16 protein-coding genes, 1 tRNA gene and 1 riboswitch are annotated in these 12,220 nt (G+C 68.6%); of the genes, 6 read left to right on the top strand and 11 right to left on the bottom strand.

Going from position 1 to position 12,220, the window contains the following annotated elements; all coding sequences use genetic code 11:
- From VB734_RS01295 to upp, 3 genes are all read right to left on the bottom strand, one after another.
- Positions 1-610 (bottom strand): MnmC family methyltransferase (locus VB734_RS01295; protein ID WP_323242872.1); only part of this gene is annotated, 610 nt, incomplete at its 3' end.
- A gap of 14 nt (positions 611-624) precedes the next feature.
- Positions 625-1,989, bottom strand: a complete 1,365-nt coding sequence (aroA, locus tag VB734_RS01290) for a 3-phosphoshikimate 1-carboxyvinyltransferase (RefSeq protein WP_231594658.1) — start codon at positions 1,987-1,989, stop codon at positions 625-627.
- A gap of 37 nt (positions 1,990-2,026) precedes the next feature.
- Positions 2,027-2,710: a uracil phosphoribosyltransferase gene (gene upp, locus VB734_RS01285; RefSeq protein WP_322781686.1), complete on the bottom strand. Its 684-nt coding sequence runs from the start codon at positions 2,708-2,710 to the stop codon at positions 2,027-2,029.
- A gap of 130 nt (positions 2,711-2,840) precedes the next feature.
- Here upp and VB734_RS01280 point away from each other — a divergent pair, with 130 nt between their 5' ends.
- The 3 genes from VB734_RS01280 (at position 2,841) to cobW (ending at position 5,300) form a co-directional block, all read left to right on the top strand.
- Positions 2,841-3,302, top strand: coding sequence for a pentapeptide repeat-containing protein (locus VB734_RS01280; RefSeq protein WP_322782672.1), 462 nt, complete (start codon positions 2,841-2,843; stop codon positions 3,300-3,302).
- Positions 3,296-3,457, top strand: a riboswitch (cobalamin riboswitch). It overlaps the preceding gene by 7 nt.
- Before the next feature lie 23 nt (positions 3,458-3,480).
- Positions 3,481-4,194, top strand: a complete 714-nt coding sequence (locus VB734_RS01275; RefSeq protein WP_231594657.1) for a HupE/UreJ family protein — start codon at positions 3,481-3,483, stop codon at positions 4,192-4,194.
- Between the two features lie 2 nt (positions 4,195-4,196).
- Positions 4,197-5,300 (top strand): cobalamin biosynthesis protein CobW, encoded by a 1,104-nt coding sequence (gene cobW, locus VB734_RS01270; protein WP_197163335.1) that lies wholly within the window; start codon positions 4,197-4,199, stop codon positions 5,298-5,300.
- Between the two features lie 8 nt (positions 5,301-5,308).
- On the opposite strand, the gene VB734_RS01265 is transcribed toward cobW, so the two are convergent.
- Positions 5,309-5,650: a hypothetical protein gene (locus VB734_RS01265; protein ID WP_197163333.1), complete on the bottom strand. Its 342-nt coding sequence runs from the start codon at positions 5,648-5,650 to the stop codon at positions 5,309-5,311.
- Between the two features lie 98 nt (positions 5,651-5,748).
- Between VB734_RS01265 and purS the strand changes: the two genes are divergently transcribed.
- A complete protein-coding gene (purS, locus tag VB734_RS01260; RefSeq protein ID WP_197163331.1) occupies positions 5,749-6,030 on the top strand; it encodes a phosphoribosylformylglycinamidine synthase subunit PurS in 282 nt (93 codons plus the stop codon).
- Entirely contained in the window at positions 6,027-6,680 is a 654-nt protein-coding gene (gene purQ, locus VB734_RS01255; RefSeq protein WP_197163324.1) for a phosphoribosylformylglycinamidine synthase subunit PurQ, read from the top strand. Before purS ends, purQ begins: the two co-directional genes overlap by 4 nt.
- 81 nt (positions 6,681-6,761) lie before the next feature.
- Here the strand turns inward: purQ and VB734_RS01250 are convergent, their stop codons facing one another.
- Positions 6,762-7,352 carry a peroxiredoxin gene (locus VB734_RS01250; RefSeq protein ID WP_197163322.1) on the bottom strand — a complete coding sequence of 197 codons (591 nt, stop codon included), beginning with the start codon at positions 7,350-7,352 and terminating at the stop codon, positions 6,762-6,764.
- Between the two features lie 176 nt (positions 7,353-7,528).
- Between VB734_RS01250 and VB734_RS01245 the strand changes: the two genes are divergently transcribed.
- The gene (locus tag VB734_RS01245) at positions 7,529-7,837 is read left to right on the top strand and encodes a hypothetical protein (RefSeq protein ID WP_197163320.1); all 309 of its coding nucleotides are present in this window, start codon (positions 7,529-7,531) and stop codon (positions 7,835-7,837) included.
- A gap of 123 nt (positions 7,838-7,960) precedes the next feature.
- On the opposite strand, the gene VB734_RS01240 is transcribed toward VB734_RS01245, so the two are convergent.
- The 6 genes from VB734_RS01240 to psb32 form a co-directional block, all read right to left on the bottom strand.
- Positions 7,961-8,034 (bottom strand) — tRNA-Met (locus tag VB734_RS01240).
- Positions 8,035-8,105: 71 nt separating this feature from the next.
- Positions 8,106-9,158: a M23 family metallopeptidase gene (locus VB734_RS01235; RefSeq protein ID WP_323242871.1), complete on the bottom strand. Its 1,053-nt coding sequence runs from the start codon at positions 9,156-9,158 to the stop codon at positions 8,106-8,108.
- Positions 9,159-9,341: 183 nt separating this feature from the next.
- Complete coding sequence (locus tag VB734_RS01230; protein ID WP_197163317.1) at positions 9,342-9,827, bottom strand: tRNA (cytidine(34)-2'-O)-methyltransferase; 486 nt, start codon at positions 9,825-9,827, stop codon at positions 9,342-9,344.
- On the bottom strand, positions 9,824-10,390 hold the full coding sequence (gene cobU, locus VB734_RS01225; protein ID WP_197163315.1) for a bifunctional adenosylcobinamide kinase/adenosylcobinamide-phosphate guanylyltransferase: 567 nt from the start codon (positions 10,388-10,390) through the stop codon (positions 9,824-9,826). The genes VB734_RS01230 and cobU overlap by 4 nt, the downstream gene beginning before the upstream one ends.
- Positions 10,377-11,519: a proton extrusion protein PcxA gene (gene pxcA, locus VB734_RS01220; RefSeq protein WP_197163313.1), complete on the bottom strand. Its 1,143-nt coding sequence runs from the start codon at positions 11,517-11,519 to the stop codon at positions 10,377-10,379. Before pxcA ends, cobU begins: the two co-directional genes overlap by 14 nt.
- A 6-nt stretch (positions 11,520-11,525) precedes the next feature.
- Positions 11,526-12,200 (bottom strand): photosystem II repair protein Psb32, encoded by a 675-nt coding sequence (psb32, locus tag VB734_RS01215; RefSeq protein WP_231594656.1) that lies wholly within the window; start codon positions 12,198-12,200, stop codon positions 11,526-11,528.
- Between the last annotated feature and the right edge of the window lie 20 nt (positions 12,201-12,220).

Here is a 12,220-nt window from a genome sequence, read left to right as displayed (position 1 = left end):
CCGCCAGGCTGCGGCGGGGGGCGGCGGCCGAGCAATAGGTGAGCAGACGCCCCTGGGGGGCCAGCAGCGCGGCCAGTGCGGCCAGAAACTCCTGGCTCCAGAGCTGGGGGCAATGGCGCGGTGAGAAGGCATCGAGCATCACCAGATCGCAGCGCCCCGCGGCCTGCGCCGTCACCCACCTGATCTGCTCTCGTGCATCACCCCAGCGCAGGTCTCCCCGCCCGTGGGGGCTGATCCAGCGACCGGTGTCCCTCAGCTGCCGGAGCAGATCCAGCCCGAGCGCGGGCTGCCACTGCCGGCGGAAGGACGGCTCCGCCAGGGCCAGAGCCAGGGGGGCCGGATCGATCTCCAGGCCGAACCAGTGCAGACGCAACCCCAGGGGGGCCGCCAGCTCGAGCAGGACGGCGCTGTTGGTGCCCAGCCCCACACAGACATCCACCACCCGGAGCTCCGTCCCGGCGCTGAAGCGTTCCAGCTGGGCCGGATCCGCATAGGTGCGCCGCGCCTCCAGCAGGGCGCCACTGCGGCAGTGAAATCCTTCAGCGAACTCGGCGCTGTGCAGGCTGAAACTGCCGTCATCGGTGAGGCGGGGACTGAGGTGGGCCGCCACGGGAGCCCCGGGCTTCACCCCGCGGGACCGGAGGGACCGGTCTGCAGACGCGCCAGATCCTCCCAGAAGCCTGGATAGGACACCGCCGCCGCCTCGCTGCGGTGCAGCCGGGTGGTGCCGCCGGCCACCTGGGCGGCCACCCCCAGGCTCATGGCCACCCGGTGGTCGGTTTCGCTGTCGACCTCGGCGCCATGGAGGGGACGGCCACCCTCGATGACCAGGCCGTCGGCGGTTTCCTCCAGTGCTGCCCCCATCGCCCCGAGCTGGCGCGCCATCACCGCCAGCCGGTCCGTTTCCTTCACGCGCAGTTCCCCGGCATCACGGATGCGGCTCACCCCCTCGGCGCAGCAGGCCGCCACCGCCAGGATCGGGATCTCATCCACCAGCAGGGGGATCAGGTCGCCACCGATCTCGAAGGCCTTCAGCGGACCATGGCTGACACGCACGTCCCCCACCGGCTCACCGGCCACATCGCGGGGATTGAGCACCTCCAGCCGGGCTTCCATCTGCTGAAGCACCTGGAGGAGACCGGTGCGGGTCGGGTTGAGACCCACGTTCTCCACGGTGATCTCGGCTCCGGGGGTGATGGCGGCGGCCACCAGCCAGAAGGCCGCCGAACTGATGTCACCGGGCACCACCACCGGCAGACCCCTCAGGGTGGACCCGGGATGGAGACAGATCATGCGCCCCATGTCACCACCCACCTCCAGTTCGGCACCGAAGGCGCTGAGCATGCGCTCGCTGTGATCGCGGGAGCGGGCCGGCTCGATCACGGTTGTGGACCCGCTGGCCGTGAGGGCCGCCAGCAGCAGGGCTGATTTCACCTGGGCCGAGGCCACGGGTGTGCCGATCACCGCGCCGTGAAGCTGGCTGCCTTCGATCGCCAGCGGAGCGAGATTGCCGCCCGCCCGTCCGCGGATCTGCGCGCCCATGCCGGCCAGGGGCTGGCCGACCCGGGCCATCGGCCGCCGGCGCAGGGAGGCATCGCCATTGAGCACGAAATGGCGGCCCGTGCGGCCCGCCAGCAGCCCCAGCATCAGGCGCATGGTGGTGCCGGAGTTGCCGCAGTCGAGCACGTCCTCGGGCTCCCGCAGGCCATCGAGGCCGACTCCCTGCACCAGCACCGCTTCACCGGCCCTGATCGGGCTGATGGTGACCCCCATGGCCCTCAGGCAGGCGGCGGTGCTGAGGGGATCCTCGGCGGGAAGCAGCCCCTCGATGCGGGTCTCGCCTTCGGCGATGGCGCCGAAAAGCAGGGCCCGGTGGGAAATCGACTTGTCGCCCGGCACCCGCACCCTTCCCCGCAGGCTGCGCTCCAGGCCAGCCCCGGCGCTGGAGCCCAGGATCAGGGGGCTGCCGGGAGCGGGGGCGACGGCCATGCGACGGAGGGGCGGAGCGAAGGGGGAATCGGGGAGCCTAGGCCTGAGCTTCCGCCGGAAACGCCGGCGACTGGGAGCCGTTCAGGCGATCCCCGGCATCCCCCAGGCCGGGAACGATACGGAAGGCCTCATCCAGCTCGGGATCGATGCAGGCCGTGTACACCTTCAGATCCGGGAAACGCCTGCCGAGGGCCGCGAGCCCGGGGCTGGCCGCCAGGGCCGTGATCACCCGCAACCGCTGACCCGTCACACCCCGGGCCTCCAGGCGCTCCAGCACCTGGATCAGGCTGCCGCCGGTGGCGAGCATCGGATCGAAGACCATCACCCCGACCCGCTCGCCGATCCGCTGCGGCAGGGTGTCGAGGTAGCAACTGGCCTCGCCCGTGTGCTCATCCCGCACCAGGCCCATGTGGGCCACCCGGGCTGAGGGCAACACCGCCTGGGCTCCGGCCCACAGCCCCAGTCCGGCCCGCAGCACCGGCACCGCCAGCACGGGCACCGACGGATCCACCACCATCCCCTCGGTGACGGCCAGGGGAGTCTGCACCTGCAGGGATCGCTGGGGCAGCCAGTCGCGCACGGCCTCGTAGGTGAGCCAGCGCCCCAGCTCGGCCATGGCGGTGGCGAACAGCGGCGAGGGGGTGTCCCGGTCCCGCAGCAGCGTGAGCCAGTGGGCGATCAGGGGATGGGGTGGAACGACCACCCGCAGCGACATGCTCATGTGCCATAGCTTGAGCCGTCACGCTACGTGCGCCGTGCCGTCTGCTCCTCGGGTGTCCAGGCCCCTCGCCTCCTGCCGGCAGCGCGTTCACAGGCGCTGGTGGTCGCTGCTGGCGGGGCTGATCCTGCTGATGGGCAGCTCGCTGCTCTTGGGTGTGGGCAGCGCCGCGGCGATCACCGCTCCGGAGCTGCGGGGTCAGCGCGCCCTGCAGGATCTGCAGCCCGACATGCACGGCCGCGACCTGCGCCAGCAGGAGTTCCTCAAGGCGTCGATGAGCGGCTACGACCTCAGTGGCAGCGATCTGCGCGGGGCGGTGTTCAACTCCAGCGATCTGACCAACTCCAACCTGAGCGCGGCCGACCTCGAAGACGTCGTGGCCTTCGCCACCCGCTTCGATGGGGCTGACCTGAGCGGTGCTGTGCTGCGCAACGCCATGCTCATGCAGAGCCGCTTCACCGGTGCCCGGATCGATGGAGCCGATTTCAGCGACGCCGTGCTGGATCTCTCCCAGGTCAAGGCCCTCTGCTCCCGCGCCGATGGGGTCAACCCGAGCACCGGTGTGTCCACGGTCGAAAGCCTGGGCTGCCGGTAGCATTCGGGTCCGGTTCCGGTGGTGAGCAGCCACCGGGGGCAAGGGGGAAAGTCCGGTGTGAGTCCGGCGCTGTCCCGCAGCTGTGAAGCCCGTGCTCCGGTCAGCAGCCGCCGCACGAGCCAGTCAGAACACCCGCCGGTTCTCCCTCTCGTGCCGGCGCGGACCGGAATTCCAGACCATGACCTTCCTGTCCAGGGATCCGGCCCGGCTGCGTCAGCCGGCACGGCCCACCAGTCCCGCTTCCCGATCAGGCCACACCAGCGCTCACGAGCCCACCAGCGCCAGGCCCATCCCCAGGAGTCTGATCAGCCTGGTGGGGCTGGCGCCCCTGCTGCTGCTCTCGCTGCTGGCTGCACCCGCCTCGGCCCACCACCTGATGGAGGCCTTCGGACTGAAGGAAGGTGGCCTGGCCGGTTTCCTCAGCGGCCTGGGGCATCCCCTGCTCGGCCCTGACCATCTCCTCTTTCTGCTCAGCCTCGGCCTTGTGGGGCTGCAACAGCCTTTGCGCTGGGTGATCGCCCTGCTGGCGATCGGACTGGGCTCCACTGCCCTCGGCCTGGTGCTGCCGCTGCCTCCCGGCAGCGAACTGCTGGTGGCCCTCTCGCTCGTGGCCACCGGTCTGGTGGTGCTGGGCCGCTGGCCCCGCTGGATCCTCCTGCCCGCCATCGCCCTGCACGGCAGTGTCCTGAGCCAGCCGGTGCTGGGCTGGTCGATCTCGGCCCAGGTTCTGTATCTGGCGGGCCTGCTGATCAGCCAGGGGGCCCTGCTGATCACGGCCGTCACCCTGGTCCGCTCCTGGGCCCGGGGGCTTCAGGCCGCCAACCTGCGGCTGGTGGCCGGGATGCTGATCGGCATCGGCGCCACGTTCGCCTGGACCCAGCTGGTGCCCTGACGATGGCGATCCCTACCGCGGTCCCGCCGGCCCCGCTCCCCGGCCGGCGGCTGCCGGTCACCGTCGTGACCGGCTTTCTCGGCGCCGGCAAGACCACGCTGCTGCGCCAGCTGCTGCTCCACAGTGGACAGCGTCTGGCGGTGCTGGTGAATGAGTTCGGCGAGGTGGGCATTGATGGAGCCCTGCTGCGCAGCTGCGGCTTCTGCCCCGACGACGAGCTCGACGGCCGGCTGGTGGAGCTGGCCAACGGCTGCCTCTGCTGCACCGTCCAGGACGAGTTCCTGCCCACCATGCAGATCCTGCTGGCCCAGGCCGATCGCCTCGACGGCATCGTGGTCGAGACCAGCGGTCTGGCCCTGCCCGAGCCGCTGGTGCAGGCCTTTCAGTGGCCCGAGATCCGCACCCGCACCCGCGTCAATGGCGTGGTGGCGGTGGTCGATGGCGAAGCCCTGGCTCAGGGCAGTGTGGTGGGCGATCCGGCGGCCCTGGAGCGCCAGCGGGCGGCCGACCCCAGCCTCGACCACCTCAGTGACCTTGAGGACCTCTTCCGCGATCAGCTGGCGGCGGCGGACCTGGTGCTGATGAGCCGGGCCGATCGGCTCGAGGCCTCCCGCAGCGAGGCCGTTCAGCGGCAGCTGACTCCGCTCTGCCGTCCAGGAGTGCAGGTGCTGCCGATGGTGCGCGGAGAGGTGTCCGCGGAGCTCATGCTCGGCCTGCAGCGCCTGGAGCCGGCCCTCCACGGGCACGACCCGGATCACGACGGTGATCACGACCATCACCACGACCACAGTCATGTGCCGATGCAGTCACTGGCGCTGCAGCTGCCCGGGGAGTTCGAGCGGCAGGCGCTGGAACGCCTTCTGAGCGAGCAGATCGTGGAGCAGGGGATCCTGCGACTCAAGGGCTGGCTGCGTCAGAGCGGCAAGCCGAGGCCCCTGCAGATCCAGGCGGTCGGTCCGCGGCTCGACTGCTGGTACGACCGTCAGAGCGTCGCTGCCACCGGCGGTGAACGCCCGGGCCTGGAGCTGGTGGTGCTGGGGCTGCACCTGGACCGGGGGCGGCTGGAGCAGGCCCTGGGCGGCGCGGCCCTCAGCCCCAGGGTCTGAAGCGACCCTCAATCCAGCGGGAAGGAGCCCTTGGCGCAGACACCGTCCCAGCAGAGGGCATGGTCGTCCTGCCAGCGGCTGCTCACCGGCTGCCAGGGGCCGCTGGAGCGACGCATCTCGACCGTGCCGCGACCGTCATGGCGGAAAACGACCCGCAGCCCCTCGAGGTCGATCTGCCAGCGCTCCCCCACCGCCTCCACCGTCATCACGCAGGGGTGCCAGGGGCCATTCTCCAGACGGCATTCCAGCTTGTAGGCCGGCGGCTCAGCCCCCAGCGCCGGCCGCGGGACCATGCCCAGCCCCAAGACCACGGCCGCCGCCAGGGTCAACGCCAGGGGTGGGGCTTGCATGGCCTTGGTCTCCTCCGTCTCACCCTTTCAAGCTGGAGCGGCGCGAAGCGGAGGGGGAACATGGGCTGTCAAGATTTAACAAACGCCCCGGCTGCCTGGTGCCACGCTTTCACGCCCGTGTGCTGATCTCTCTGAGGCCCTCGGTTCTCGATCCAGCCGGAGAGGCCACCCGAGCCGCCTCCATCCGCCTGGGGGTGGAGGGGGTGGATCGCCTGCGCATCGGCAAGGCGGTGGACCTGGAGATCGAAGCAGCGGATGCCGACACGGCCCGCTCCCGGGTGGAGTTGCTCAGCGACCGGCTGCTGGCCAATCCCGTGATCGAGAACTGGGAACTGGAGCTCAGCGAGATCCCCGCCGACGGGGCGGGTCAGCCGGCATGACGATCGGTGTGGTGGTCTTCCCCGGCTCCAACTGCGACCGGGACGTGGGCTGGGCGGCCGAAGGCTGCCTGGGACTTCCGACCCGCTTCCTCTGGCACGAGGATCGTGGTCTGAGCGGGCTGGATGCGGTGGTGCTGCCCGGAGGCTTCAGTTACGGCGATTACCTCCGCTGCGGCGCCATCGCCCGCTTCGCTCCGGTGCTGGAGGACGTGGCGGACTACGCCGCGAGGGGCGGCCCGGTGCTGGGCATCTGCAACGGCTTCCAGGTGCTCACCGAACTGGGCCTGCTCCCCGGTGCCCTCACCCGCAACAGCCGTCTGCACTTCCTCTGTGAACCCACGGCCCTCTCGGTCCGTCCCGGCAGCTGCCGCTGGCTCTCCGGCTATGGGGAGGGCGAAGTCATCACCCTGCCGATCGCCCATGGCGAAGGTCGCTACCAGTGCGAGCCGGCGACTCTCGAGGCCATGGAACAGGCCGGCCAGGTGGTTCTGCGCTACCAGAACAATCCCAACGGTTCCGTGGGCGATGTGGCCGGTCTGTGCAACGCCGCCGGCAACGTGCTCGGACTGATGCCCCACCCGGAGCGGGCCTGCGATCCCCGACTCGGCGGGATCGACGGTCAGCGCCTGTTCGCCAGCCTGCTGAGCTGATCCGTTCGCTTCAGGCCGGCAGCAACAAAGGGGGCCGATGGCCCCCCAGGAATGATCCGCCGCTGAAGCGGCGCCGATCGATCAGTTGACCGCGGCGAAGAACTCCTTGCTGCCGACGGGGTCAGGATTCATGGTCTTCTCGCCCGGTGTCCAGTTGGCGGGGCAGACCTCATCGGGGTTGGCCTTGACATGCTGGAAGGCCTGAAGGACCCTCAGCGTCTCTTCGACGTTGCGGCCCACGGCCAGGTTGTTGATGGTGGCGTGCTGAATCACACCGTCGGGATCGATGATGAACAGACCGCGCAGGGCCACACCGGCATCTTCATCGAGAACGTTGTAGGCAGAAGCGATCTCCTTCTTGAGGTCGGCCACCAGGGGATAGGCGATGTCCCCGAGGCCACCCTGCTTCCGATCGGTCTGGACCCAGGCCAGGTGCGAGAACTGGCTGTCCACCGACACACCCAGCACCTCGGTGTTGCGGCTGGTGAAATCGGCGTAGCGGTCGCTGAACGCGGTGATTTCCGTGGGGCAGACGAAGGTGAAATCGAGGGGATAGAAGAAGAGCACCACGTACTTGCCGCGGTACTGGGAGAGGGTGACTGTCTGGAACTCCTGATCCACGACAGCGGTGGCGGTGAATTCAGGGGCCTTCAGACCGACGAGCCGGGACATGCTTGAAAAGGGGTGACGAAGGGAAGGGCAGGGCAGGGCAGGGAACTCAGTCCGAACTCGGACCGACTACCACTTGCGACCGCAACAATTTATCACGGAACTCTGGCAGGAGCTGCTCCTACGATGGATCTGGCGACGACGGCACCTGCCCCGCCCCCATCCACAGCCTTCACCTGATGTCCTGGGACCCTGTCCTGCTTCGCAAGTACAACAACACCGGTCACTTCCGCCTGCTCAACCAGCTGCGCAGCGAGCTGAAAACCAGCCCCCTCAACCGGGAGGAGCCCGGCGCCGAGGACGGGGGCGGCCGCTCACGCACCGGCACCCTGGTGCGTGCCGTGGATGTGCGGCCCCAGCTCTACGGCCGTGCCAGACGCTATGCGGGGCCGGCCCCGGCGCCCAATCTGCCCCCCGCCCCGGGCCCTGAAGGGGGCTCGTCCTCCGCCAGTTTCCGCGAGCGCCTCAACGCCATCGAGATGCGCTGAGCTCAGCCTGATCCAGATCGCTGCACGTGCGCTGGCACGTGCAGCCTGGGAAGAACCCGAAATCGCTCGTCAGGAGCGTGACAACGGTCGGAAGGACGGCGTCACCGAGTTGGACGCCAAGAATGGCTCGGGGGAGACTTGAACTCCCGACCTTGGGGTTATGAATCCCACGCTCTAACCAGCTGAGCTACCGAGCCCGGTTGTAAGGACTTTAAACGATCGACCTCCCTCATCCCTGGCAGGACGAGGGAGGTGGCAAAGATGGAGATCAGGCTCTGCCGGGGAGGAATTGAAGCGGATTCGCGGCACCACGTCCAGGGGGGTGGATCTCGAAATGAAGATGGGGACCGGTGCTGCGACCGGTGCTGCCCATTTCCGAGATCTGGGTGCCCTGGGCCACCTGCTGGCCCACCCGCACCAGCACACGGCTGTTGTGTCCGTAGAGCGACTTGCTGCCGTCAGGGTGCTGGATCTCCACCAGGTAGCCGTAACCCCCGTCGTGCCAGCCGGCGTAGGTCACCTGACCGCCCTGAGCCGCCACGATCGGCGTTCCCACGTTGCTGGCGATGTCGATCCCTTTGTGCATCCGTCCCCAGCGCCAGCCGTAGCCCGAGCTGAACACGCCGCGGGCCGGCCAGATCCAGCCACTGCCGATCTGGTTGGGATCCGTGCGCGGCTCACCCGGACGGTTGAAGCCAGGGAGGTCGGGCCAGCTGAGTCCGCCGCTGCCCACCGGCTTGAGACCCAGCACCATGCGCGAGCGGGACGCTCCGGCCTTGGAGACGCGGATCTGACTTCCTTCAACCAGACGGGCCGCTTCGAGGCCGGGGTTGAGCCGCAGCAGATCCTGAATGCTGAGCCTGTAGCGCTGGGCGAGCTTCACCAGGTTGTCGCCGAAGCGCACCACACCGGTGGACTCCAGAGGGGGCGGCTCGCTCAGGGGAGCCGAGCGCCGCAGCTCGCTGGTGTCGAGGGAGGCGAGCTGCTTGGCCGTCGAAGCTTTGGAGGAAGGCAGAACCACCCAGTCGCCGCGGCTGAAGCCGTGGTCTTCATTGACGTCGTTGAGCTTGGCCAGAGGGGTTTCCTGAACCCGCAGCTGGCTGGCCAGCTCCTCGAGACTGATGTCGTCGCGAACGCGCACCCAGAGCTTGTCGGTGAACGAGCTGGGCAGGGAGGCGAGCAGCTGGGGTTGGCCTGCTGGCGGCAGCGCCGCCGTCGCAGGGTCGAAATCGAGGCGCTCGGGCATCGTTTCGAAACCGGGCCGACGCGCGTCGGCGATGCCAGGGATGGCGCCGACAGCCACGAGGGAGAGAACCGGCATGGTTCCCAGGAGCGGCAGGATCAGATGCGAAGGCTTCATGCAGAAATTCACCCGTCGGACAAGGCCCGGTGGAGAAGCCACCATCCCCGAGCCGCGCCGAGGGTAGCGGCATGAACCATCGGGCACAAGCCTCTGGGGCCAGCCCCTGGATCGTCATGGACGATCCAGGAAGCGGCTGATCGCTCAGACCCCTGTCTCCAGCTGGCGCAGGGCCTCGAACAGCACCACGGCCACCGAGACGGAGAGATTGAGGCTGCGCACCCCGCCGCCATGGCGAACGGAGCCGGGCATGGGGATCGTCAGCCGCCGGTCGGCCTGCTCCAGCAGCTCCGGCGGCAGACCGTCGCTCTCCCGGCCGAAGAGCAGCCAGTCGTCGCTGCGGTAACGGCAATGCTGGTAGGGCTGATCAGCCTGGCTGCTCAACGCCAGCAGCCGTCCTCCCCGCCGCCGCTGCTCCGCGCGCAGGGCCTCGACGCCGGGATGGACGTGCAACGGCACCCAGGGCCAGTAGTCGAGACCGGCCCGCTTGAGCTGGCGGTCGTCGAGGCTGAACCCCAGCGGTTCGATCAGGTGGAGCTCCGCCCCGGTGGCGGCGCAGGTGCGGGCCACATTGCCGGTGTTGGGCGGAATCTGCGGCTGATACAGCACCACCCGGGGAAGGGCGCTCAACGGTCCGGCACCGCCTGGCTCAGGGCGTGCAGATCCAGAGCGCGACCCTGGATCACCAGCCAGCTGGCCCGGGCCAGGGGCTGGAGCCGTTGTTGCAGGCCGCCCAGCCGGTCCCGGAAACGGCCGCCGATCGCGGTGGGAGGCACCACACCCCAGCCGGTCTCCTCCGTCACGATCAGCAGGGGGGCGCAGCAGCTCACCAGTGCCTCCAGCAGGCCCAGCTGCCGTTGCTCCCAGGCCTCGGCCTCGAGATCGAGATGATGAGCCAGCCAGGTGCCGAGGGAATCGATCAGCACCTGGTGATCCGCCGGTGCACGACCCAGGGCCGACTCCAGCTCCCCTTCCACCTCCCAGGTGATCCAGTGCCCGGGTCGGCGTCGCCGGTGCAGCTGCAGGCGCTGCTGCCAGGCGGGATCATCCGCAGCCAGGGCTCCTGTGGCGACGTAGAGCACCGGACGGCCGCTGCCGGCCGCCAGATGCTCGGCCCAGCGGCTCTTGCCACTGCGGCTGGGGCCACTCACCAGAGTCAGTCCGGCCCCGGCAGGCTGCTCAACCACCGCCATTCATGTTGCGGAGAGTGGCCACAGAGGATGGCGAAACACGGTTGAGATAGCGGAAGATCCAATACTTGAAAATCGTCGCAAGAATCACTGGAAACGTGGCGATGAACAGAAGAATAAAGTTCTCTCGCTGCGGCAGACCAAAGTGGTTGGCCACACCATCAAGCAGAACAGTCCACCCCTCTGGGCTATGAAACCCCACAAAGATATCGGTGAATAGAATGATAGAAAAGGCCTTGGCACTGTCGCTCAGCCCATAGACAAGTTCATCGAGGAACCCTCGCAGAACACGGATTTCCTCCTGGCCGAAGACACAGACCAGAGCGAAACCCAGCAAGGCGAACACATCGGAAATCACGTTCTTGATGGCACGAGTGCTCTGACTGTCCGCCTCCTGCTTGAGCTCCTCGGCCCGGAGCGCCAGGGCCTGGTGCAGCTCCTCGTTGGTGGGCAGCACCGAGCCCTTGAGCAGGGCGGCAAACTCGATCTCCTCCTTGTAGATGCGCAGCTTCTCCACGGCCACCTCCTCCAGCTGTGGCTTGGTGTAACTCAGAAAAGGCACATCGGGCGCGAAGCGATCCACCAGGGGGGAGATCACGAAGGAACGGCTGGCCTGCTGCATCAGCAGGGGAACCAGCACGAGCAGCAGCAGGATGCGCAGGGACACCAGCGTGGTGTCGCGCCGGCGCCTGAAACCCGCCACCACGGTGGCCTCGGCCTGAGGATCCAGCTGCTGGCGAACCCGCTCCACGGCACCCACCAGGCTGCGGGGAAGCAGGTCCGGTCTGCGGCTGAGGCTGATCGTGTCCTGTCGCGAGCTGTAGCGGGCTTCGACGGACTCGACCAGCTGCAGCTGACGCTGCTGCTGGGAATCCAGTTCATGGCGGCGGGGCTGGAGCTCCTCGAGGCTTTCGCGGCAGACCTGCAGGGCCGCCCGGAACCGGCGCAGCATCTGGTTGCGCACCTGGGGGGGCACGCTCAGGTCCAGATCGGTGCGGACGGGACGATCGGCGAAGAACTCGATCTCGATGCTCTGGATCAGCAGTGCAGCTTCATAGGCACTCTCCAGCCGGTGAACAAGATCGCTGCTGCGCGCCTTGCCGAACGTACCCATCCAGTCGCGCAGGGCCATCGGTGATCAGCGGGAGAAAACCCACCAGGTGAGCATCGGCACGATCGTCCCCACCACCAGCAGCACGATCACCCACTGAAAACCGTTGCTGTTGGCGGTCTCCTCGCGGGTGGGAATGTTGCTCACCACGGGGGCGGCTGTCTCCTCCACGGGCGGTCCGGGATCCTCACCGCCCTGCAGCACGGTGCCCAGGCGGTCGAGGGCATCGAGGGAGGCCTGGCGGTAGCGGGTGCCCAGGCGCAGAGGGACGGCCATGGTGCTGGCGGCGGTGTCGCGCAACAGTGAGGCCGGCAGTTGCTCCAGCAGCTCGGGACTGGCTACCACGGCGGCGGTGTTGGTCTGGGCGTCGATCAGCACCAGCAGCGAAGCACCGGAACTGGGCTCCTCGGCCGACCAGGTCTCCAGCGCCTGCCTGCCGAGGGCGTCGAGTTCAAGGCCGTAGTCGAGGCGGGGAACCGTGAGCAGCCGGGCCTGCACGTGGGCACTCTCCAGATCGGCCAGGCGACGCTCCAGCTCCGCCGAGGTGGCGCGGCTGAACAGCCCGGCCGTATCGATCAGATGCTGCGAGGTCGGTGGCGTGGGCAGGTCGCGGATTCCCACGGCCCAGGCGGCGGGGACAGCGGCCAGAAGGGACACCACCAGGGCGGTGAGCGAAGCCAGGACTCGGATCGGCAGACGCACGGGCAGCGAAGGATTTGGTC

This window comes from Synechococcus sp. BA-124 BA4, assembly GCF_034931165.1.
This window is presented reverse-complemented; position numbering and strand designations above follow the sequence as displayed.

Excerpts from the sequence above, each read along its gene's own strand:
- aroA (WP_231594658.1), bottom strand. The coding sequence starts at position 1,989 with ATGGCCGTCGCCCCCGCTCCCGGCAGCCCCCTGATCCTGGGCTCCAGC.
- VB734_RS01265 (WP_197163333.1), bottom strand. The coding sequence starts at position 5,650 with ATGCAAGCCCCACCCCTGGCGTTGACCCTGGCGGCGGCCGTGGTCTTG.
- VB734_RS01280 (WP_322782672.1), top strand. The coding sequence starts at position 2,841 with ATGGGCAGCTCGCTGCTCTTGGGTGTGGGCAGCGCCGCGGCGATCACC.
- cobU (WP_197163315.1), bottom strand. The coding sequence starts at position 10,390 with ATGGCGGTGGTTGAGCAGCCTGCCGGGGCCGGACTGACTCTGGTGAGT.
- VB734_RS01275 (WP_231594657.1), top strand. The coding sequence starts at position 3,481 with ATGACCTTCCTGTCCAGGGATCCGGCCCGGCTGCGTCAGCCGGCACGG.
- VB734_RS01245 (WP_197163320.1), top strand. The coding sequence starts at position 7,529 with ATGTCCTGGGACCCTGTCCTGCTTCGCAAGTACAACAACACCGGTCAC.
- VB734_RS01250 (WP_197163322.1), bottom strand. The coding sequence starts at position 7,352 with ATGTCCCGGCTCGTCGGTCTGAAGGCCCCTGAATTCACCGCCACCGCT.
- cobW (WP_197163335.1), top strand. The coding sequence starts at position 4,197 with ATGGCGATCCCTACCGCGGTCCCGCCGGCCCCGCTCCCCGGCCGGCGG.
- purQ (WP_197163324.1), top strand. The coding sequence starts at position 6,027 with ATGACGATCGGTGTGGTGGTCTTCCCCGGCTCCAACTGCGACCGGGAC.
- VB734_RS01235 (WP_323242871.1), bottom strand. The coding sequence starts at position 9,158 with ATGCCGGTTCTCTCCCTCGTGGCTGTCGGCGCCATCCCTGGCATCGCC.
- pxcA (WP_197163313.1), bottom strand. The coding sequence starts at position 11,519 with ATGGCCCTGCGCGACTGGATGGGTACGTTCGGCAAGGCGCGCAGCAGC.
- upp (WP_322781686.1), bottom strand. The coding sequence starts at position 2,710 with ATGAGCATGTCGCTGCGGGTGGTCGTTCCACCCCATCCCCTGATCGCC.